The 22,814-nt window shown below is 27.9% G+C and carries 15 protein-coding genes; 7 read left to right on the top strand and 8 right to left on the bottom strand.

Annotated features, from left to right (window positions below; genetic code table 11):
* Positions 1-317 precede the first annotated feature (317 nt).
* The 5 genes from Q0H31_RS09310 (at position 318) to Q0H31_RS09290 (ending at position 6,484) form a co-directional block, all read left to right on the top strand.
* Positions 318-1,043, top strand: coding sequence for a HEAT repeat domain-containing protein (locus Q0H31_RS09310; RefSeq protein WP_295297548.1), 726 nt, complete (start codon positions 318-320; stop codon positions 1,041-1,043).
* 124 nt (positions 1,044-1,167) lie between these two features.
* The gene (locus Q0H31_RS09305; RefSeq protein ID WP_295297546.1) at positions 1,168-2,379 is read left to right on the top strand and encodes a dicarboxylate/amino acid:cation symporter; all 1,212 of its coding nucleotides are present in this window, start codon (positions 1,168-1,170) and stop codon (positions 2,377-2,379) included.
* Positions 2,380-2,567: 188 nt separating this feature from the next.
* On the top strand, positions 2,568-3,767 hold the full coding sequence (locus Q0H31_RS09300; RefSeq protein WP_295297544.1) for a MalY/PatB family protein: 1,200 nt from the start codon (positions 2,568-2,570) through the stop codon (positions 3,765-3,767).
* Positions 3,768-3,788: 21 nt separating this feature from the next.
* Positions 3,789-5,021, top strand: coding sequence for a dicarboxylate/amino acid:cation symporter (locus Q0H31_RS09295; protein ID WP_295297543.1), 1,233 nt, complete (start codon positions 3,789-3,791; stop codon positions 5,019-5,021).
* Positions 5,022-5,242: 221 nt separating this feature from the next.
* Positions 5,243-6,484, top strand: coding sequence for a sugar MFS transporter (locus tag Q0H31_RS09290; RefSeq protein ID WP_295297542.1), 1,242 nt, complete (start codon positions 5,243-5,245; stop codon positions 6,482-6,484).
* Here Q0H31_RS09290 and Q0H31_RS09285 read toward each other — a convergent pair.
* Positions 6,473-7,444, bottom strand: a complete 972-nt coding sequence (locus Q0H31_RS09285; RefSeq protein ID WP_295297541.1) for a tRNA-dihydrouridine synthase family protein — start codon at positions 7,442-7,444, stop codon at positions 6,473-6,475. The genes Q0H31_RS09290 and Q0H31_RS09285 overlap by 12 nt on opposite strands.
* A gap of 714 nt (positions 7,445-8,158) precedes the next feature.
* Between Q0H31_RS09285 and Q0H31_RS09280 the strand changes: the two genes are divergently transcribed.
* Positions 8,159-8,947, top strand: coding sequence for a hypothetical protein (locus tag Q0H31_RS09280; protein ID WP_295297539.1), 789 nt, complete (start codon positions 8,159-8,161; stop codon positions 8,945-8,947).
* A 36-nt stretch (positions 8,948-8,983) separates the two neighbouring features.
* On the opposite strand, the gene Q0H31_RS09275 is transcribed toward Q0H31_RS09280, so the two are convergent.
* The 6 genes from Q0H31_RS09275 to gyrB all read right to left on the bottom strand — a co-directional run bounded on the left by Q0H31_RS09275 (position 8,984) and on the right by gyrB (position 18,316).
* Positions 8,984-9,298, bottom strand: coding sequence for a hypothetical protein (locus tag Q0H31_RS09275; RefSeq protein ID WP_295297537.1), 315 nt, complete (start codon positions 9,296-9,298; stop codon positions 8,984-8,986).
* Positions 9,299-9,560: 262 nt separating this feature from the next.
* Positions 9,561-12,590, bottom strand: coding sequence for an N-6 DNA methylase (locus Q0H31_RS09270; protein ID WP_295297535.1), 3,030 nt, complete (start codon positions 12,588-12,590; stop codon positions 9,561-9,563).
* A 361-nt stretch (positions 12,591-12,951) separates the two neighbouring features.
* On the bottom strand, positions 12,952-14,562 hold the full coding sequence (locus Q0H31_RS09265) for a hypothetical protein (protein ID WP_295297533.1): 1,611 nt from the start codon (positions 14,560-14,562) through the stop codon (positions 12,952-12,954).
* 131 nt (positions 14,563-14,693) lie between these two features.
* On the bottom strand, positions 14,694-14,996 hold the full coding sequence (locus Q0H31_RS09260; protein ID WP_295297531.1) for a PTS ascorbate transporter subunit IIB: 303 nt from the start codon (positions 14,994-14,996) through the stop codon (positions 14,694-14,696).
* 26 nt (positions 14,997-15,022) lie between these two features.
* Positions 15,023-15,985 carry an NAD(P)-binding domain-containing protein gene (locus Q0H31_RS09255; protein WP_295297530.1) on the bottom strand — a complete coding sequence of 321 codons (963 nt, stop codon included), beginning with the start codon at positions 15,983-15,985 and terminating at the stop codon, positions 15,023-15,025.
* A 417-nt stretch (positions 15,986-16,402) separates the two neighbouring features.
* Positions 16,403-18,316, bottom strand: a complete 1,914-nt coding sequence (gene gyrB, locus Q0H31_RS09250) for a DNA topoisomerase (ATP-hydrolyzing) subunit B (RefSeq protein WP_295297527.1) — start codon at positions 18,314-18,316, stop codon at positions 16,403-16,405.
* 193 nt (positions 18,317-18,509) lie between these two features.
* On the opposite strand from gyrB, the gene Q0H31_RS09245 reads away from it, so the two are divergent.
* On the top strand, positions 18,510-21,611 hold the full coding sequence (locus tag Q0H31_RS09245; protein WP_295297525.1) for an Eco57I restriction-modification methylase domain-containing protein: 3,102 nt from the start codon (positions 18,510-18,512) through the stop codon (positions 21,609-21,611).
* Positions 21,612-21,617: 6 nt separating this feature from the next.
* Here the strand turns inward: Q0H31_RS09245 and Q0H31_RS09240 are convergent, their stop codons facing one another.
* Entirely contained in the window at positions 21,618-22,658 is a 1,041-nt protein-coding gene (locus Q0H31_RS09240) for an alcohol dehydrogenase (RefSeq protein WP_295297523.1), read from the bottom strand.
* Between the last annotated feature and the right edge of the window lie 156 nt (positions 22,659-22,814).

Below are 22,814 nucleotides of genomic sequence, written 5' to 3'. Positions count from 1 at the left end.
ATAATAGAATAAGTTTCTAATTGGCTTTTCCAATAATAATATGTTCTAATACTAATCTTATATTTTAAAGCTAATATCTCTTTATTCTTAACTTTATTAATTTTTAGAACTATCTTTTTTCTTTGATTTGAAGTATATTCTTTCATAGGTATTCCTTTTGTTTTATTTTAGTTAATTAAATTATAAGGAATACCTGCTTTTTTTAAACTAAAAAACGTGCAATATGTATGGCTCCTAAACAATACATTAAAATAAATCACTTGCAATTATTTTACAATAAATATATGATTAAAGCAAATATAAAGGGGGGGGTTATAATGCTCAAAAAAATATTCATTTCAACATTAGTTCTTGTATTTTCTGTAACAACTATGTTTGCACAAGAAACAACAACAGATACTACTACTACTCAAAATGCTAATAACACAACAGGTGAAAAACCAAGAGAACAATTAGATCAAAACTTCGTAGATGCTTTAGTTAATCAAGATGAAGAGCTTTTAATTAATGCTATAGAAACTGGTTCGCCATCAGTTAAAGCATTATGTTTTGAAGCTTTAAGTAAAAAAGGTGTTAATAGTGATTTAGCTATAAGAACAATTAATAGATATGTTGGCTATGGTTTAGGCGGTACTACTGGTTCTAATGCTGATTCTACTGTAAGATATCAAGCATTACAAGCTGCAAAAATTGCTAAATCTGAAACTAGTGTAGATTACATATCTCAAATGCTTTTCGCTGAACAAGAAACTTTCAATATTATCGCTGCTGTACAGGCTTTAGGTGAAATAGGAAGTGAAAAAGCTGTTCCTGCTTTACTTTTCCAATTAAGATTAGGAAGAACTCAAGGTATAGTTTATGAAGTAGCTGTTGCTTTAGGTAAAATAGGAAGTCCTATAGCTTTAGGTGATTTAATAGACCTTTCTCAAGATGATCAGTATTTCTTGGCTATCAGACAAGCTGCTATAGATGCTATTAAAAATATTAAACCTGCTGCTAATAATAATCAGCAAAATAATCAAACAACTGATACTGCTCAGTAATAACAATATATTTTTATAGCATAAATAAAAAAGCCCTCTATATATAATAGATGGGCTTTTTTAATTTATAAGTTTATGTATTTTGAAAATATTAATAAATATTTAATAGATATTAGGAGTTTGTATGAATATTTTAAGAAATTATAAGTTTTCATTTATTTTAATTTTAGGAATGTTAGTAGGCTCTATTATTGGGGCGATTTTTGGAGAGAAGGCTTCTGTACTTCAACCTATTGCTGATATATTTTTGAATTTGCTTTACTGTTGTGTTGTACCTATGATATTTGTTTCGCTTGTGTATTCTATATCTAACATGGAAAATACAAATAAGCTTGGAAAAGTATTAGGGATAATGATATTAATATTTTTATTAGCTGAAACTATAGCAGCTATATGTATGCTAATAATAACTATAATATTCAATCCTGCAGAGGGAGCTAATATTGCTATGAATGAAACTATAAATAACATGACTAGCAATTCAAATATATTAGCAATGTTTACAGTTAATGATTTTCCGCTTTTATGGTCTAGACAAAACTTGATGGCTTTAATAGTATTTGCAATGCTTATAGGAATAGCTACGGTAAAAGTAGGAGAAGTAGGAAAACCTGTAGTAAAATTTTTTGGTTCTTTAACTTCAATAATATCAAAAGTAGTTTCATATGTAATGTATATAGCACCTATTGGACTTGGAGCTTTTTTTGCAACTTTAGTAGGACAAAATGGGGCAGGACTTTCCGGACCATTATCCCGAGCTTTAATCATATATTTTATAGCAGCTATAGTATTTTATTTTGCATCTAATACAATTTTTGCTTATCTTGCTGCCGGAATAAAAGGAGTAAAACTATTTTGGAAATACATAATACCTCCTTCTTTAGTTTCTTTAGGTACATGCTCTTCTGCCGCCACAATACCAACTAATTTAATAGCTGGAAAAAACATTGGAATACCAGATGATATTAACGACTTAACTATACCTATGGGCTGTAACTTGCATAAATCTGGGGCTACATTAATAACCATATTAAAAATTACTTTTATGTGCAGCATGTTTAATATAAATATATTAGAGCCGCAAAATATAATAACAGCTATATTGGTATCAGTTTTGGCATCATCTGTAATGGGGGCTATACCTGCAGGAGGATATGTTGGAGAGATTTTTATAATATCTGCTTTTAATTTTCCTCCGGAGTCTATACCAATTATGGTTTTGATTGGCACAATCACAGATGCTCCGGCTACTACAATAAATGCTACAAATGATGTGGGAGCTGGTATGCTGTTAGCTAGAATTTTTAAAGGTAAAAATTGGATAAAAGATAATTAATTATTTTATAAAATATTAATTTTTCAATAATTAAATGTTTAAATGCTTAATAATATATTATTAAGCATTTTTTTATTAACTAATAATTATTATATTTCTATAATAAATATACACATTTTCATTCTTGATATAATAAAATAATTGAATATACTTTATTATATATAATAATTAGTTTTTAAGGATTTTTTATGACTATAGAAGAATTTAATAGTAAATATTTAGTGAACAGAGAAAATACGAATTCTCAGAAATGGGAAACAAAAAAAGATAGAAGATTTAAGGTAGATGGTTTAATCCCTATGTGGGTTGCTGATATGGAATTTAGAGCTCCAGATGAAGTTATAGAAGCTTTAAATAAAAGAGTGTCTCATGGTGTTTTTGGATATACTGTTTTATGGGACAGCTATTTTGAAGCTTTTTTTAATTGGCAGAAAAGCAGATACAATATAGATTTAAAAGAAGAATGGATAAATTTTTCAACAGGCTTAGTAACTGCATTATATTGGTTAGTGAATGCTTTTACTAATAAGGGTGATAGTGTTGTAATCCTTACTCCTGTTTATTATCCTTTTCATAATGCTGTTAAAGACAATGAAAGGAATTTAATAAAATGTGAATTAAAAAATGATAATGGAGTATTTTCAATTGATTTTGAAAAATTAGAGAATGATATAGTAAAAAATAATGTAAAATTGATGATATTCTGTAACCCTCATAACCCTGCTGGAAGAGTTTGGACAGATGAAGAGATAGATAAAGCTTTTGATATATGTAAAAAGCATAACGTATACATTATTTCTGATGAGATTCACCAAGATATGAATTTAGGGGTAAGACCATTTATTTCTGCACTTTCTATAAAAAATAAAGAAAAATACTTAGATAGATTAATAGTATTATCTTCAGCTTCAAAAACATTTAACTTAGCATGTCTTCTAAACTCTCATATTATAATACCAGATGAAAAGATGAGAGAAAGATATAATAAATATGTAAACACTATCAATAGAACAGAGCTAAGTTTATTAGGAATGGTTGCTACAGAAGCTGCATATAGATATGGTTCAGATTGGCTTGACGGACTTTTAAAAACATTAAAACGTAATTACGAATATATAAGAGATGAATTAAAAGCAAAAGTACCTGAGATAATAACAAGCCCTTTAGAAGGAACTTATTTGCCTTTTATAGATTTAAGAAAGGTTGTTAATCCAGAGAGAGTAAAAGAGTTTATACAAGATGATTGTAAAATAGCTATAGACTTTGGAGAATGGTTCTCTGATAATTGTAAAGGCTTTATAAGAGTTAATATTGCAACAGATTTCAAATATATAGAACAGTTTGTCAATAAAGTAACTTCACAATTAAAAACTAAAAACTATAAATAATTTTAAAAAAAGGAGATTTTTATGAAAAGTTCTTTTTGGAAAAATTATAGGTTTCCAATACTATTGGTTTCTGGAGTAATTGTAGGAAGTATATTGGGAATAATTCTCAAAGAGAAGGCTACTGTTTTAAAGCCGTTTGGGGATATATTTATTAATATACTATTTACTGTAGTTGTTCCTCTTATATTTTTATCTATTACAAATTCTATTATTCAAATGGATAATATGAAGAGATTAGGTAAAATAGTAGCTTCTATGTTTATAGTATTTATCATTACAGGTCTTATTGCTGCCACTATAATGATAATCACTGTTAGAGTATTTAACCCAGCTGAAGGCTTTACTATGCCTATCACTCAAGTAGAAGAGCCTAACCCTCCTAAAGTATCAGAACAATTAGTAAAAATGGTAACTGTTACAGATTTTAAAGATTTACTTTCCATAAGCAATATGCTTCCTCTTATAGTATTTTCTTTATTCTTTGGTTTTTCTATAAAATTGGTAGGAGAGAAAGCGAAGCCTTTAATACCTGTTATTGAAGCGGCCACACTTGCTTTAATGAAGTTAGTAAGCATTATAATGTATTATGCTCCTATTGGTTTAGGTGCTTATTTTGCTAATTTGGTTGGTAAGTTTGGACCGGAATTAATAGGTACTTATGCGAGAGCCTGTGCTGTTTATTATCCTGCAGCTTTTTTATATTTCTTTATTTTCTTCCCTATTTATGGTTATATTGCTGCCGGAAAATATGGCGTAAAATCAATGAAATATTTAATTACTCCTATGATAACTTCACTCTCAACACAAAGCTCTATTGCTACACTTCCTATAAACTTGGAAGCTTCTAAAAAAATAGGAGTTAATGAAGACGTTAGAAATATAGTTTTACCTATAGGTGCTACTGCTCACATGGACGGTACTTGTTTAAGCGGAATATTAAAAATAGCTTTTCTTTATGGTGTATTTGGAATGAACTTTACTGGTATTGATGTTTGGATTGGTTCTATAATATTTGTTGTACTTGCTGGTATGGCTAATGGTGCTATACCGGGAGGCGGACTTATCAGTGAAATGCTTATAGTTTCTATATATGGTTTCCCACCTGAGGCTTTCCCGTTAATAGCTACTATTGGTATATTGGTGGACCCTCCTGCTACTATGGTTAATTCTGTTGGGGATAATGTTGCTGGTATGTTGGTTTCAAGGATAGTAGAAGGAAAAGAATGGTTTAAACAAAAAATCACTCAAGCCTAAATATATTATACAAAAAAGCATGCTATTATTTTGGCATGCTTTTTTCATATAGTATTAATTAATATTTTATTATTATTATTTTTTTATAATTATTTATATATGTTTCTACAAGCTTATTAAGAATTTTTATATTTAAAATATACTATGAAAATATAATTACATTCTTTACAAACCTTTAATTTTTTAATATAATAAACTAATCTTATAATAGGCTAAATAAAATGAAATTTAATTATACCCATACGCAATATGCTAGCTATATAGGTTGCATTAATCAAGCAATAGTTAATATATTTCCTCCTCTCATTTTTATAGTGTTTCAAAAAGATTTTAATATATCATTTACACAAATAGGTTTATTATCTTCTTTTAATTTTGCTATTCAGATGCTTATTGATTTTTTAGCTATTAAATTTATAGACAAAATAGGCTATAGAATACCAATAGTTTTGGCTCATGTGTTTTCTGCATTGGGTTTAATAATGCTTGGCATACTTCCTTTTTTTATTAATCCATATATTGCTATATTAATATGTTTCTTTATTAATGCTATAAGCGGAGGTTTAATAGAAGTTTTAGTAAGTCCGATAGTAGAAGCACTCCCAGAAAAACAAAAAACTAAAGCCATGAACATACTTCATTCTTTTTATTGTTGGGGTTCTATGGCTGTTGTAATATTTTCTACTATATACTTTAACATATTTGGTATAGATAATTGGAAATATTTATCTATTATCTGGGCAATAGTTCCTTTAGTAAACATATTTTTATTTGCTAATGTTCCTATAAATGTATTGGTTACTCATGAAGAAAATAAAAACGCTGATAACACAGTATCTATAAGAAAATTATTATCTGTAAAAATAGTGTTAGTTTTTGTTTTGCTTATGATATGTGCCGGGGCTTCTGAACAAACTATTGCACAGTGGGTATCATTATTTGCCGAGCTTGGTCTTAACGTTAATAAAAGTTTTGGAGATATATTCGGTGCTAGCATGTTTGCTTTTTGTATGGGAATAGTTAGGCTTATTTATGGACTTAAATCTGAACAAATAGACATAAAAAAGGCACTTATTGTTTCTTCTATATTCTGCTTTACTGGTTATATTATAATAGTATTTAGTCCTTATGCTTTAATATCATTAATAGGCTGTGCTTTAGTTGGTCTTTCTGTTGCTATAATGTGGCCTTCTGTGTTTAGTTTAGCATCAAAAACATATAGTAAAGGCGGTACTGCAATGTTCGCTTTGCTTGCTTTGGCTGGAGATATTGGATGTGCTGTTGGACCCGGTATTGTAGGGTTCGTTTCTAATAACAAAAAAATAATAAATATATTTAATAATATTCTTTTAGATAATAATATTACACAAGTAGGGTTAAAAGCCGGTATATTTTTTGCAGTAATATTTCCTATAATAATGTTTATAACTTTAATATTTTTTAGAAGGAAATCAATCCTTTAAAACTTCATCTATTAATATAAATAAATCTTTTTTATTTTCACATTTCATAAACTCTATTTTTTTATCCATTCTAAAACCAGTAAGATATTTCATGATAAATTTACGCATAAAATGTATGCCGCTCACTTCACCATAAAGTTCACAGCAGCCGTTTATATGCTCTATTAAAACAGATTTTAAATTTCTACTATCATCATCATTATACTGAGAGTTATCTTCAAATATAGTATTTAATTCTCTAAACACCCAAGGATTACCAATAGCAGCTCTTCCAACCATAATACCATCAACCTTAGATATCTCAAAAGCTCTTTTAGCATCTTCTTTTGTTTTTATATCTCCATTTCCAATCAATATATAATCTTTTCCCAAAGCTTCTTTTACCTTAGCAATAGCCTCCCAATCTGCAACTCCTCTATATAAATCGCTTGCATACCTCCCATGAAGTGTGAGAAATACTGCCCCATTCTCTTTTAATGCTAAAGCTCTCTCTATCTCACCGCCCTCCCCTCTCTGAAAGCCTAATCTTATCTTTACACTAACAGGCAAAGGAGAAACACTTTTAACAGTATTGAGTATAGAAATCATTTTGTCAGTATCCGATAAAAGTCCAGCCCCGCCATTATTTCGTACAACCTTTTTTGTAGGGCAGCCCATATTAATATCTATAAACGAAAAACCTGACAAATCTGTAAGCTCTATAGCCTTTTTAAAATCATCTTCTTTATTGCCAAATATTTGCAAAGATATAGGGTATTCATCTTCCTTATGCTCCATATATCTATAAGTCTTTTTAATCATTCTTGCCAAAGCGGCAGCACTCACTAACTCTGTAACAAGTAAACCAGCCCCAAATCTTCTTGAAAGTCTTCTAAATACATAATCTGTATAACCAGCCATTGGTGCTAAAAAAAATCTCGAAGGAATCTCTACATTTTCTATTGTTATTTTTCTATTCATAAATTTAAACCTTTATTTCAAGTTAGAGAATTATATACAATTAATAAAAAACTTCAATAAAAAATTATAATACTGAAAAATGAAACTTCTTTTGCTGCATAGCTAATGCCCTTCCTCTGGTCATACCACATGCACTTCCTCCGGTCGCACCACAGGCACTTCCTCCGGTCGCCCTAAAGGCATCCCTTCGGTCGGGGGCTTTCCGCACGTCATAAGTTTATAGCGTATAGTATGTACTAGTGTGCGGTTCACTGCTAAGTTGTACCCACGAATAGACCATAACGCCCACCTAACCCCAACGCCAACCCTCACCCCAACGCCGCCGAACCAAAAAAATGAGGGGATAAGAAAAAATTTTAAAATTTTGTGTTCCCGCTGCCTGACTGAGCGTAGCGAGGAAATACCCGAAGGGTACACCCTATATAGTTAAACAAATTTTTTAAAATAATGAGCCAAGAAATATGAATTTTTTCTACTCGCCTAGCTAACGCACTTCCTCCGGTCGGGGGCTTTCCTCAGTATTCGCCATACGGGCTTTCCTCACGGCATAGTTTAATATTGTAGAATATGTAACAGTGTGCGGTTCATTATCGCATATTAGGCAAAAAATAGACTAAAAAACTAACCCTCCCATAAAAATAAATACTACTTTACAAAAATATAAATGTAATATATAAACATAGTGTAAATATACATTCATACTACGGGATTAATATGATTATATTATTAATACTTTTGATATTAAGATTTACAATAAATTATATTATTGAATATATTTTCAATATTATTAAATATATTTTTAATAAGAAAAAAATAAAAAATACTTATGATGAATTAATATTTAATAAACAAAAACTAGACAACTCTATTATTGAAAACTCTTTAAATAGAATTTTACAAGAAAAGAAAAATCAAATTGATGAATATTATAAGTTGCTTCTATTTTTTTGGGGATTTCAAGTAGCTACAATAACATTTATATTAAATATAGTAATAAAAATAATTGACATTGAAAATTTAGATATTGCTTCTATAGTATTATATTTTAATAAACAAGAAAATAATTATATAGTTACAGGATTATTATTTATAATGGCATTGAATTATATAATAACAATAATACAAATATTTGGATTGCATAAAAAAGAAAGTATAATAATTAATTACTTATATCATATTTTATATTTAGAAAATAAATTAAATATTAATATAAATGGATTTTTTATAAATAAAAATAATAATGGTAATGGAGTTTTTTCTAATCAATCTTTATATGAATGTATGCATATAGTATTAGTATTTTGGGAGGTATTAATAGCTTTTGGAATTTGTATTATAAATAATATTGAAATAACTATAATAAATATAGGCATTATAATTGGAATATTAGAAATATTGCAAGCTTCATATTTATGTATACGAAAAAAAATAATAAATCACAAAAGTATAAATATAGACGATGACATATTTGCAATACAATTAAATACATTTATAAAAAAATAGCCAAGCCCAGAAGCTGAGCTTGACTAATCATTTAAGTTATATTTTTAATAAATCATATGTTGAAACCTCTATATCGTTCTCATTATTGGGGTTATTACAAGTCTTACAAAGAGGAACTATATATTGAGATAATTCAACAATTTCACTTTTAGATATAGAATTTGATACTGTCATATAAGTAAAAACATGCGAACCATCTTCAGCAGGTTTTTCACATTTTACATTAGAACATTTATCAAATTTTCTATTTTTTGCGTCTTCCCAATATTCTTTCCAACTATTATAACCTTTTGGAGGATTATCGTCTCCCGTACCTTTTTTATTTTTTACTTTAGTATATCCAGTATACATAATTTTTTTTACTCCTATACTATTTATTTTCTTCTCTGTCTTAAAGCAGAAGCAGCAACCGATTTAACAGCACGACTAGTCTTTTTACTTTTTAATAGTCGAGAAGCTTTTCTACCAACAGTTTTTGTTGTTCTTGCCATGTAAAACTCCATTTTTTAATTTTATATATTAATAATATAAGAAATTATCAAAAATAGACAAGTATTTTTTATAAAAAAATACAGTATTTTTTTATATGCTATAAATATATATTTTAATAAAATTATCCCTCAATAACTCTAATCTCATCATCAGTCAAATTGTACAATTTATACACTAAAGAATCAATCTGCTTGTCAACAGCATTTATTTGCCTGTTGAGCATAGTAATAGAATTAGGATTTTTCTCAATGGATAATTTTTTATTTAGAGATATAATATTTTCAACTAGACTAGATAATTTATTTTCTGTATCTTTATCTACATTTGGTATTGAAAAATTATTAACAAATCTTGGATTAAATCTTATATATCCACCTCTAATTTCTGTACCTACCATTCTCATAAAATAACTAAACAATTTACTATTTAAAATAGATAAAATAAATAATAAATTTATATCTTTATCTTTGAATAATAAGCTATACATAGTATTAGAATGATATAAATTAGAGTTATCGTAAATACCTTGTGCTCTCAATCCAACATCAGGGAAAGATAGTTTATTATTCTCAAATTCATTTAAATTTTGTGTTCTTCCATATTGCCACCATGTATTTTTAAATTTACCATGTTCTCTATTTTCTAATATTTTTTTATTTTCTTTTAAATACTCCCAAGCTTTCGGAAATTTATTTTTTATATCACATTCTGAATAAAGAACTGCTGAATTATCCTCAATTTTATATGGAAAAATAATCCATTTATTTGGTATAGGTGAAGAATATCTTTTTACATCTTTACCCAATAAAAATGGTTTTAGAATTTCTCGCTCTATTTCGATTTCTCTGTCTAATGATTTAGAATAAGTTTTAACAATTCCGTTATTTTCTTCTCCCTCATATAAAATATAAATATCATCTGCACTTGTTTGAGTTCCAATAAAAATTTTTCTAGTCAAATCTTCTAATTTTATAGGCATAGATTTTAATTTATTTAATATATTGAGTATATTTTCACTATGGAAATTCCATTTTTCTTCATTTGTTAATGAAATAGGTAGCTTAATAAATTTAGCATTATTTAAAACCTCTACTAAGTCAGCTTTATTATAAATTCTTAAAAACTCAAAATTTTCTCTTTCGCTTCCGCTTAAAAATAATAAACAAGTATATGTAGTAGCATTATTAAAAACTTGATTTGCTCCAAAATATACAACTTTTTTCAAAGCCTTTTTAGTAGCTATAATATTTCTTAAATTTTCGCCCATATCTCCTTCAAAAAATTTATTTGGCAAAATATATCCCATTTCACCTGTAGCCTTTAATAATTTAAGAGCTTTTTCAACAAAACATAAATAAATATCTATATTACCGCTGCTTGCACTTTTATATTTTTTCTTTAATTCATCTACAATTATTGGACTCGATTCTGCCATTGTCTGAATTTTTACATACGGCGGGTTGCCTATCACCACATCGAAGCCGCCGCCTTTAAAAATGCTTTTAAACTCTTCCTCCCAATCAAAGCAGTTTATTTTATATAAAGTGGCATCGTCCAAATCTAAATGGCTCTCGTAAAAATCATTACCTATCAAGCTGTTACCGCACTTGATATTGTTATCCAAACTTGGAAGGATTTTCTCATTAAGTAAAGAACCTTGCCCGTATTCATTAACATTGAAAGAATCTTCAAAACTTTTTAATAAAAGTGATAATTTCGCTACCTCTACCGCATTGCTGTCTATGTCTACACCAAATATGTTATTAATTAGTATCTGCTTACGTACCCATAATGCTAAATTACCGCTCTCGTCTATTATCTCATATCTTGAACCCATATATTTCTTTGTCTTATTCTTCAAAAAATATTCCTTATGATAATTTAGCAAATATTTATACGCCCCAAGTAAAAAACTTCCGCTGCCGCAAGCTGGGTCCAATATCTTTATATTTACTATCTCATCGGGTGTCTTACCCTTTATAGCCTCCCCTACCGTATTCGCTACTATGTAATCTACTATATACTCAGGCGTATAATAAACTCCTCCCGCCTTGCGTACCTCAGGCTTTAATTCTATAACCGCCTTGTGATTCTTATCTATACTAATAGTCTTGCCCAAAAACTGCTCATAAGCATTACCTATTATCTCAACTGGTATCACTGAAAACTGATAAGGATTCTTAGGCGTATAAAGCTCATCTATAATATCTTTTATTGTTTTATCATCTATATTTAAATTTCTTACTATCGCATCTTCATCAAATAACCCCGAATTATATTTCTCATTAGCCCTATCAAAAATATAATTCAAATTCTCATAATAACTATTCTCCCCATTAAAACCGTAATTTTTAAAATCATCTTCATTTTTATTTTTAGGATTAGCCAAAGCAAGAAGCCCATAATTCTCAACATTCCTATCCTCAGCCACCCTCAAAAATATAATCCTGTCAATAATCTGCTGCACCGCATAATTTATATCTTTCTCGCTCATCTCCCTATTAAGCTTACTTATCACAACAGCCAATTTCGTCCTAAGCTCATCTAAAGTGCTAAGAAAATGCACATCAACTGTCTCGCTCCCCTTTCTATTGCATAAGTTCTCAGAATAAACATCTAAAGAACCATTAGCAACATTCTCCCTCTCAAACAAATCATATATATAATCAAAAACATCTTCTTTCAAATAATCTTCATAAGTAAAATACTTTATTCTACCCGCATCAGTCCTATCATTTTCTTTCGGACGCACAGTGCAGTCATAAACGGCAAACTCCTCAAAATCCGTCAAAATACTCACACCAAGTTTTGCACTCCAAGCATAAGACCTCAATTGAAATGCAGGCCTACTGTCATTTTTTATATCAACTTTAGTATCTTTCGCCTCCACAAAAAATACTCTCTTCCCCTTAAAATAAAAACCATAATCAGGAAATTTAGTCTTCCCTTTCACCTTCACTATATCCTCATGTATAACTTCCCTTTTACCTTTTTCATTACCAACATCCCACCCCAAAGCCTCAAAAAACTTATCAATATAATACCTTCTAGTCTCCGTTTCATTTTTACTTTTTATACCATTTTGAAAATTATCCACCAAATGCAAAATAACATCATAAGCTTTCTGTTTAGCTGAATTATAATTCGCCATAAACACCTCATTTTCACAATACTTTTTATATAGTATATAAAATTTTACCTAAATATTCAATAATAAGAAAAATAAAAAGGACAGCCATTACTCATAGCCGCCCTTTTATTTTTTTATAATAGACTTGTTTCAAAACTAAATTAATAAATAGTTATACTGTTTATTTTTTTAGTATTTTAAATTTATAATTGGGGCTTTGCCCCAAACCCCAGTTCCTTTGCCGATAGGCACCTACTCGGTATTGGTATAAAAGAACCTTATATCCTACGGATACGCTTCGCAGTGGGCAAATCCCCAATTAAAATTTTTTTTAATATTCAAATATAATTATCTTACTGCCTAATTATGCAATCAATAAAACCTACTTTCTATAAACTATACAAGTACTATTGCTCGATATAACTTTTAAATTCATATTTTCAATTTCTTCTTTAGAATATTTCTTTGAAAGCAATGCATTCCTATCAAATATAGGAGGATATTTTTTTTCAAATTCAGGCACATCCAAATAATAAGTTATACTCTCGTTAGTAGAAACATTCTTCCAACTATCATATTTACTATAAGCCTTACCCATATCATTAAAATATGAAGAAGCATTATCTATTTTAAAATTCATTCCATTAGCATCTTCTGTTATAGCATATACACTCTCAATATAATCAGTCCACCTATAAGGCTCATGAAACTTCTGATAATAAACAACTATATTAAAATTCATAGCAATAGCACTTAATATAGAAAATACAGCCATACAATTTAATACTTTATAATTGTTTTTAACCATTAAATAATAAAGAAAATATATTATAGGCACAAAAGACAAACCAAATCCGCCAAATTGATACCTAGTCTGTCCTGCCACCCCTCCTCCAAATATTGTAGTAAAAATAGTAGCAGGGAAATATAATAAAAATAATATAAATAACTCATTAATAACCATCTCTGTATTATTAGTATTATTATTAATTTTCCACTTTTTATTTTTTATAAAATATATAATAGAATATATAAAAGCAGCAAATACAACTATAATAGAAAGCACTAATACAATCAATAAAAATACATAATATGGATTATCATTCAAATAAAAAGACATAATCCTATCAAAATGCTTAGCATAATACATTACAGAAAATTCATTAGTAGGAAACATAAATAAGAAATGCACCTGCGGAAAAGGAAAAGCATTCCTTTCTGCTGCAGATGAAAGCATAAACATTTTATTTGTATTTTGAAAACCATTTTGAATTTCGCTGATTAAATAAGGCAAATAAGTTAAAAAAGAAATAAAAACCCCCAAAAGTATATATTTAATATATTTAAGAGTAATTTTATATCTCACTATCAAATACAATATCACCGTAGGCACAATTCCATAATATACGGCAAAATGTGCCTGTCCCATTAAAGCAAGCACCGGAAAAAACATCATAGCAGCAGCGTTTGAATATTTAGTATTAGCTATATATTCAGCTATAATTGGTATTAGTAAAAATGATAATGATAAAGTAACATTAGGATTTCCAAATATGGTATTTGTGTAAACATAATATATATTAAATAGCATAAAAACAGACATAATAGCTAATATTGATATTCCAAATCTTTTATAAACCCAAAATAGAAATATTATAACAGGCAATAGCATGGTGATTAAATTAATTATTCTCATTGCAGTTATATTTTCATTAGCAAGTTTATAAGTAAGCAAATAATGTATGTAGAAAAAACCGCCAGGTACACGAGGATTATTATTTTTATCCAAAGGTTCCATAACAAACCTAGCACCCGTTACAGGAATAGTTTTATTTTCATAATATTGCTTCATATCATAAAAATGCGACAAAAAGTCATCATATGGAGCTCCAGCTCTTTTAAATGAATATACTCTATTAAAAATAGTTAAAGAAAAAGATAATAATAATATAATTAAAGATAAGTAAAAGAATATTTTTTTATTTTTCTGCATAAGACTCTCCGCAATATAGTTTCCTAATGATAGCATATTTTATAAAAAAGGATAGTATTAAATATATATAAAAAAGCGAAAGATTATTTTTTTAATTAACCTTTCGCCTTTTAAAACTTATAAAAAAATTATTATATCTTCTTTAATTCTTCCAAATTGCATGAATCTATAATTTGCTTTTTAAACTCTTCTTCAGATAATATATTTTTGATGCCTATAATTTTAGTATCATCTTTTACACATTCTTTTACCTTTTCTAAGAAAGCAAAAGGGCAAAATATTAAATTATATTCATCTATCTTATTGTTTTGCAAATCAGAATGTTCTATCTCTGCATCTTTTATATCAAAACTTTCCAAAACACTTTTTATTTTTCCTACCATCATTAAACTAGTTCCAGAACCATTAGCACAAATTGCAAGTACTTTTAACATCTTAATTTATACTCCTTATAATAAAATTATTTTTTCATTAACTCATCTATATGCTTAACTATATCAAATCCCGCATTCAAAGCCTTAGCAATAGAACCGCCGGATTTATATAATATATCCCCAGCTATAAATAAATTTTTAACAGAGCTTTCATGTTTATCATTAACTATAGGTACGCCGCTTTCATCTAATTCTATATCACATCTCTTTAAGAAATCTATCGGAGCAACTCCTCCTAAAGCATATATTACTCTGTCATAAGTATCATTAACACCATCAGCATAATGAACCAACACTTTTCCGCTGCTGTCTTCTATAGATGTTATATCAACCCCCAACCTTGGTTTTACCTTACCGCTCGCTATATCTTCTTTAATAGTTTCTAAGTTCTTTTCATTAGGTCTTGTAAATTCAGCCTTTCTATAATTGATTGTAACATCATTATCCTTACCCAAAAGATAAGCATACTCAACAGCAGAGTTTCCGCCACCAACTACTAATATTTTTTCATTTTCTTTGCATTTGTAAATATTAAAGTTTACAACATTATTCAAACTAGGCGGTATATTATAATCAGGTCTATTAGGTCTTCCCATCTTACCAATGGAAGCTACAACATATTTAGCAGTATAACTTTTATTATCAACAGTAGTAACTTCTAAATATTCATTATTTTTTTTAATAGATTCAACTTCAGTATTAAACATAGCTTCAATATAGTTTCCAAATAAACATTCGCTAAATAAATCTAATACATCGCCTTTAGTTGCTGTTTCAAATTTAATATTTCCCTTTAAATCTAAAGCTTCTCCTTTATAATCTTTGTCTACTCTTTTATCATCTTTATAAAATTTTCTAATAGTAGTAGAGTGATTATCACCTTTCTCTATAAGAAGCACTTTTTTCATTTGAAGTATAGCAGCCTCAACAGCAGCAGCAATTCCGCCCGGACCGCCTCCTACTATAATTAAATCATATATATTATCCATAATTTTACCTCCTTAAATAAAATATATATCTTTAACATGTAAAATCAATTATTAATATGAAATATTATAAAGCAAATGTTATAAAAGTCAAACAGTTTTATACTCTAAAAAATTTATATTTTTATTTGTATAGATTAATAATATTACCACTTCCCTACAACTATTTATATAAAATAATCTATTTATTTTGAATATGCTTTAGAAAAAACTGCATTTTTAACTAAAAAAATAATATTATATAAATTTTCTAAATATATAAAGATAAAATATTTATACTTTGCTAAACCTGTCATAAAAATAAAACTTCTACAAAGTACACACTATGACAGAAGAAAATTCTTTTAGGTGCACAACACTTATAAAAATTTAATAAAATAAGAAATTACAAAATATAGTTGTTTAGCTATATAGTAAAAATCATATATCCAAATTTTTAACGTATTTTGCATTAGCCTCAATAAACTCTCTTCTTGGCTTAACTTCATCGCCCATAAGCATAGAGAATAATTGATCTGCCTTTTCAGCATCTTCTGTTAATACCTGATACATAAGTCTTGTTTCTGGGTTCATAGTAGTTTCCCATAACTGGTCAGCATTCATTTCACCCAAACCTTTATATCTTTGTATGTCATATTTTCTGTCTTTATTTTCTTCTAATATTTTATCTCTCTGTTCATCAGTGTAAGCATAAACAAAATTTTTCTTATCAAAACTAATTTTGTATAGAGGAGGAACAGCTATAAATATATGCCCCAAATCTATTAAAGGACGCATATATCTAAAGAAGAAAGTTAAAAGTAAAGTTCTTATATGTGAACCGTCAATATCAGCATCAGCCATTATGATAATTCTTCCATATCTTATTTTAGATATATCAAAAGAAGCACCAACTCCGCATCCTAATGCCGCTATTATTGGTTTTAAGCTGTCTGTATCTATTATTTTGTCGAGTCTTGCTTTTTCAACATTCAACACTTTACCTCTTAATGGCAATATAGCTTGGAAATGTCTGTCTCTTCCGCCTTTAGCAGTACCGCCTGCAGAGTCTCCCTCTACAAGATATACTTCACATTTATCTACTTCCTGCTCAGAACAATCAGCCAATTTACCTGGCAAAGAATCGCTCTCTAAAGCATTTTTCCTTCTTGCCAAATCTCTTGCCCTTCTTGCAGCTTCTCTGGCATTTGCTGCTGATATTATTTTTTCAAGTATTGCTTTTATTACTTTTGGGTTTTGTGAGAAATAATCATTTAATCCTTCAACTACAAGTTTTTCTGTTACAGCACGAACTTCTGTATTACCCAATTTAGTTTTCGTTTGACCTTCAAATTGAGGATTAGGTATTTTTACAGATACTACAGCAACTAAACCTTCTCTTGTATCTTCTCCCATAAATGTTATTTTATTTTTTTTGTCTAACTCAAGCTTTTTAGCAAAATCTGTATAAACTCTTGTTAGAGCTGTTCTAAACCCTACTAAATGTGTACCGCCTTCTGTAGTGTTTATGTTGTTACAGTATGTGAATATATTTTCGTTATAGGCATCAACATATTGCATAGCCACTTCCACATCGGTTTTATCTTCTGCCTTATGCAAATATATTGGTTTATCATGTAATGTTTTTTTGTTTTCATTGAGGTGAGTAATAAACATTTCTATACCGCCCTCATAATAAAACTCATTACTTACAGGTTTTGACTCTCTTTTATCTATAAGAGTTATTCTTATTCCCCTGTTTAGAAAAGCCAATTCTCTTAACCTATTAGCAAGTATTTTATAATCATAAACAGTTGTTTCAAATATTTCAGGGTCTGGAGTAAATGTTACTTTTGTTCCTGTTTTATTTGATTTGCCTACCTCTTTAACAGGTTCTTCTGGTATACCTCTATGATATACTTGTTTGTAAAGTTTACCGTCTTTGCTTACTTCAGCAATAAGCTCTGTACTTAAAGCATTAACTACAGATACACCAACACCATGCAAACCGCCTGATACTTTATAAGTTTCATTGTCAAATTTACCGCCGGCATGAAGTTTAGTCATAACAACTTCTAAAGCAGATATTTTGAGTTTCGGATGCATATCAACCGGTATTCCCCTTCCATCATCTTCTACTTCTATTATATTATCTTTTTTTATTGTAACTGTTATATTTTTACAGAATCCAGCCATAGCCTCGTCTATACTATTGTCAACTACCTCATATACTAAATGATGCAAACCTTGAGAACCAGTAGAACCTATATACATACCCGGGCGTTTTCTAACAGGGTCTAATCCTTCTAATACCTGAATATTTTTCGAACTATATGTCTTTTCTCCAGTAGCCATTATATAATATCCTCTTCAATACTTAATTAAATTTTAATTGATATATTATACACCTATTTTAATATTATTACAATCAGGAAATGTTAGATAGCTCTAATTATTTAGAGTTATATTCATTTTTATTATTGATTATATATGTAATTAAATTATAATATTATATATTTTTTATAATAGTTAATATTATGAGGATTTTATGAGTTTAGAAAATTTAAAAAATATATGGCTTAAAGAAAAAGATATTTTTAAAAATAAAGAATTAGGCGGACTTCAAGATTTTGTAAAGGAAGTATTGCAAGAAAATGAATTATTTAATTTAAAAAAAGGATTAGAATCTACACCAAATCAAAACCGCAAATATGAGTTTACAATAGAAACTTCTAAAGAAGGAAGAAGACCTGATTATGTAATTTTCATAGATGGAATTAATATAGTTATACCTGTAGAAGTAGAAAGATTTGAAAATATAGAAAATGGAATAGAGCAAGTATTTCAATATCAAAAAGATTGGAATAAAAAATTTTCAATATTAACTGATGGAAATGAATGGAGATTTTACCGTTCTAATAAATATAAATCATTTTATTTAAATGATATGATTTCATCTCCTAAAGATTTTTTAAGTTATTGGAATTCATATATAAAAGAAGAAAATTATTATATAGATTTATTAAAAACAAATGAAGAAGAAAAAATAGAGCAGTTAAATTTAAATAAACAAGAAAATAGATATATATTTTTTGATGATATTACTCAGTTAATAACTAATTTTAAAGGAAAGATGAAAGCTATAGGAGGTTTTAATAATTTAATTGATAATTCATCTGCAGAAAAACAAGCAGTAGAAACTTCTTATGCTTATTTTATCCAATTTATATTGTATAAAGTGTTAGTTGATAATGGTTATAAAAAATTCAATGACGAATATAATAAAATTCTAAATAAAATTCAAAAAGCATTATTAGATAAAGATTTTTATTCTATCATAATCAGCGAGATAAAAAACATATCTGAATATATTTCAAGCAACATTTATAAACCCTTTGCAGAAGAACAAAAAAGTATAAATAAAAAATTAATTGATAACTTGAAAGGAGAAATTGATATTGATGATATATCTCCTTGGCTTGATATTATAGTATTTATTAATAGATATAATTTTTCTGGAATAAAAAATGAAATATTTGGATTTATTTATGAAAATTATTTAAAAGATTTATATCAAGATAAAAATAAAGGGCAATATTTTACAGACCCTGCAGTTGTAAATTTTATGTTAAAAGAAATTGGATATACTGAAGATTATTTAAAAGAAGCTTCAGATGATGAAATATCTTTAATAGATGTAAGCTGCGGAGCTGGTACTTTTCTCTATAGTGCGGTAGATAAAATAATAAATGCTTTCGATGATGGAAGTCTTTATACTTCTAAAAAAATAGAAGAACTTATTGATAAAAATATATTTGGCTTAGACATAGAGGAGTTTCCGCTTTACCTTGCTGAAATGAATATACTTATGAGAATGCTTCCTTTAATAGTTAATGATAATTATGAGAACCCTATTGATAATAAACTAAAAATTTTTAAAACTAAAGACAGCATAAGCGAATTTTTAGAAACAGGTATTAATTCTCTTTCTGATGAAGAATTAGATTTATTTAGTCATATACAAAAAACAGCATTAGATTATCCTTCATTTATGAGAGATGAAAAAGATTTAGAGGATATGCTTTTATCATTAAAAGGAAATGGAGAGCCTAGAAAAAGATTTGATTTTGTTATAGGCAATCCTCCTTATATAGGTTATAATGAATGCTGCCGTCAAGAAATAGAGTTCACTAAACTTATTAAAGACAAAAATGATGATTCAATAACATTGGGAAATGTATATGGGGTAAATTTGCATTCTATTCCTAATCATCCTAAAAGATATAGACCTAATCCTAATTTGTATGCTTTTTTTATTGCTTTAGGGTTAGCACTTTTAAAAGATAATGGAAAATTATGTTATATAATACCTCAGACAATATTAACAGCAGGTGATTTAGATGTTTTGAGATATCATTTATCTCATAATACAAAAATAAAAAGCATAAAAATATTTGATAATAATGTTTTTACCAATAGAGGGTTAAAACAAAATAAAGATGTAGCAACTTCATCATTAATTTTATTTGTAGAAAAAAAAGAACTTTCAAATAAAAAAAATAAAGTAAAAATAAGCCATGTAAATTACTCTAATAAGATAAAAAATAAATATTTAGAACAATCTATTTTAATAGATAATATTAATAATTGGAATTTCATAAAGAAAGATGATATGTTTATTAAATTTATTTATGAATATAATAAAAATTTGAGTTCTGATATATATTATGATCATAAACTTGCAAATCAAAATTTTAAAAGTCAGTTTTTTTATGATGGAGGTTATTCTATAGATGAAAAACAGATGTTAATAGAAAAAGATTTTTATATATATCCTAAAATCAATAATAATTTATATAGTATAAGGGATGCATCAGGATATTGGCCTGATGAGAGAAAAAATCCAAAAAATAAAAATTTCATAGGATTGAGACAGGGTAATCAGGAGTATTATTTTTTAGATTCTCCATATAAAGTTATTTGGTCTTATGCCAATGCAAAAAAGTTTTTTTATACGGATAAAAAAGTCATATGGGCTAGAAATCAATTCTGTGGTATTGGAAGCAATAATAGAGAAGAAATATTATATTTATTCTCTTTATTAAATTCAAAAATTAATTTCTTTTTATTAAAAGAATTATTATTTTCTAACAATGAAAAAGATTTACTATTATCACTGAGTAGCATAAAAGATTTTATAAAGATACCTATTATTACAAATCAAAATTTAAAGATAAAAAAAGAAATAATAAAATATTCAATTGGTATTTTACACATAGAAAAATATATGTTAAAAGACTTTGTTGATTTTAATACTCAGAAGCAAAAATTTAACAATGTTGCTGTTAATAAAAATGAATTAATTTTGACAGACAATAATGGATATATAATAAAACAAAAAATAAAAAGAAAATATCATTTAGTAAAGTCTGTAATTGAAGAAAAATTTAATAACAATAATGAAATATCATTAAATGATTTAAAATTCTCAGACTGCATAGATAAAGAAGAACAAAATATAATTAAAGATTATATAGATGATTTAGTATTTTCTCTATATTTCAACATAGATATAAAAGAACTAGGACTAGACAATGCTTCAAATATAAAAAAACTATGTATGAAAAATGATTTTTATAATTATATTTAATATTTTTTATATATTTTCAACGGCAATTTTTATGCAATTATCCTCTTTTTTATCAAATATTTCGTAGCCTCTTAATATATCATCTAATTTTATAGTATGAGTGATGAGAAAATCTGTATTTAATTTGCCTTGAGATATTAGTTTTAAGATTTCATCACTGTGAACAGCATCAACACCGCCTGTTTTAAATATTAAGTTTTTTCCATACATTATATTTAAAGGAAGTATCTGAGGCTTTTCATACATTGCAACTAACGCCACAACAGAGTTGGCTCTTGCAATTTTCCAAGCCAAATCGAATGTGTTTTCTCCGCCTGCTGCCTCTATTGTGCCGTCAGAAAGTTTTCCAGCATTTATATCTTTTATATACTCTTCTATATTATTGACTTTGTTAGGATTAATAAAAAAATCTGCTAATTTGTTTTCTTTTGCTATATTTAGTCTATCTTCGTTTATGTCTATGGCTATAATCTTTTTTGCACCGAAAACCCTCGCACTCATCATAGCACAAAGCCCAACAGGTCCTGCCCCTATTACAGAAACAGTGTCATTGTCTTTTATCTCGCAAAGCTCAGCACCAAAATATCCGCTTGCTAAAATATCACCTACAAATAATGCATTTTTGTATGTAACATTTTTAGGAAGTATATTTAATGACATATCAGCAAAAGGCACTCTCACATATTCAGCCTGACAGCCATTAATGCGGCAGCCTATTTCCCAGCCTCCTTTTTCGCAGTTGTTTATAAAGCCCTTTTTGCAGTAGTAACATTCACCGCAAAAAGTTATGCAGTTGGCAGACACTCTGTCTCCTTTCTTTAACTTTCTCACATCGCTTCCAACTTCTACTACTTCGCCCACAAATTCATGTCCAAGAACTATGTTTTTGTTTACCCTCGGTACTTGCCCATTTATTATATGAAAGTCGCTTGTGCATATGCTTGATAATTGCACTTTTACTATAGCGTCCTTACTATCTATAATCTTTGGATTTTCTATTTCTTTTAATTCTATTTTTTTATCTCCAATATAAACTAAAGCTTTCATTGTTGTTCCTAAAATTTTTAATAGTTATAATAAGTATATACTAAAAATTTTTAAGTTTGTCAATTTTATTTTTAAGTTTTTTATGTTTAGGAGCCATAGATATTGCACGTTTTTTAGTTAAAATAAAGTAGGTATTCCTTATAATATAAATAGCTA

The sequence above is a fragment of the uncultured Brachyspira sp. genome, from assembly GCF_934747485.1.
Taxonomy (GTDB): domain Bacteria; phylum Spirochaetota; class Brachyspiria; order Brachyspirales; family Brachyspiraceae; genus Brachyspira.
This window is presented reverse-complemented; position numbering and strand designations above follow the sequence as displayed.

Excerpts from the sequence above, each read along its gene's own strand:
- Q0H31_RS09310 (WP_295297548.1), top strand. The coding sequence starts at position 318 with ATGCTCAAAAAAATATTCATTTCAACATTAGTTCTTGTATTTTCTGTA.
- Q0H31_RS09305 (WP_295297546.1), top strand. The coding sequence starts at position 1,168 with ATGAATATTTTAAGAAATTATAAGTTTTCATTTATTTTAATTTTAGGA.
- Q0H31_RS09300 (WP_295297544.1), top strand. The coding sequence starts at position 2,568 with ATGACTATAGAAGAATTTAATAGTAAATATTTAGTGAACAGAGAAAAT.
- Q0H31_RS09295 (WP_295297543.1), top strand. The coding sequence starts at position 3,789 with ATGAAAAGTTCTTTTTGGAAAAATTATAGGTTTCCAATACTATTGGTT.
- Q0H31_RS09290 (WP_295297542.1), top strand. The coding sequence starts at position 5,243 with ATGAAATTTAATTATACCCATACGCAATATGCTAGCTATATAGGTTGC.
- Q0H31_RS09285 (WP_295297541.1), bottom strand. The coding sequence starts at position 7,444 with ATGAATAGAAAAATAACAATAGAAAATGTAGAGATTCCTTCGAGATTT.
- Q0H31_RS09280 (WP_295297539.1), top strand. The coding sequence starts at position 8,159 with ATGATTATATTATTAATACTTTTGATATTAAGATTTACAATAAATTAT.
- Q0H31_RS09275 (WP_295297537.1), bottom strand. The coding sequence starts at position 9,298 with ATGTATACTGGATATACTAAAGTAAAAAATAAAAAAGGTACGGGAGAC.
- Q0H31_RS09270 (WP_295297535.1), bottom strand. The coding sequence starts at position 12,590 with ATGGCGAATTATAATTCAGCTAAACAGAAAGCTTATGATGTTATTTTG.
- Q0H31_RS09265 (WP_295297533.1), bottom strand. The coding sequence starts at position 14,562 with ATGCAGAAAAATAAAAAAATATTCTTTTACTTATCTTTAATTATATTA.
- Q0H31_RS09260 (WP_295297531.1), bottom strand. The coding sequence starts at position 14,996 with ATGTTAAAAGTACTTGCAATTTGTGCTAATGGTTCTGGAACTAGTTTA.
- Q0H31_RS09255 (WP_295297530.1), bottom strand. The coding sequence starts at position 15,985 with ATGGATAATATATATGATTTAATTATAGTAGGAGGCGGTCCGGGCGGA.
- gyrB (WP_295297527.1), bottom strand. The coding sequence starts at position 18,316 with ATGGCTACTGGAGAAAAGACATATAGTTCGAAAAATATTCAGGTATTA.
- Q0H31_RS09245 (WP_295297525.1), top strand. The coding sequence starts at position 18,510 with ATGAGTTTAGAAAATTTAAAAAATATATGGCTTAAAGAAAAAGATATT.
- Q0H31_RS09240 (WP_295297523.1), bottom strand. The coding sequence starts at position 22,658 with ATGAAAGCTTTAGTTTATATTGGAGATAAAAAAATAGAATTAAAAGAA.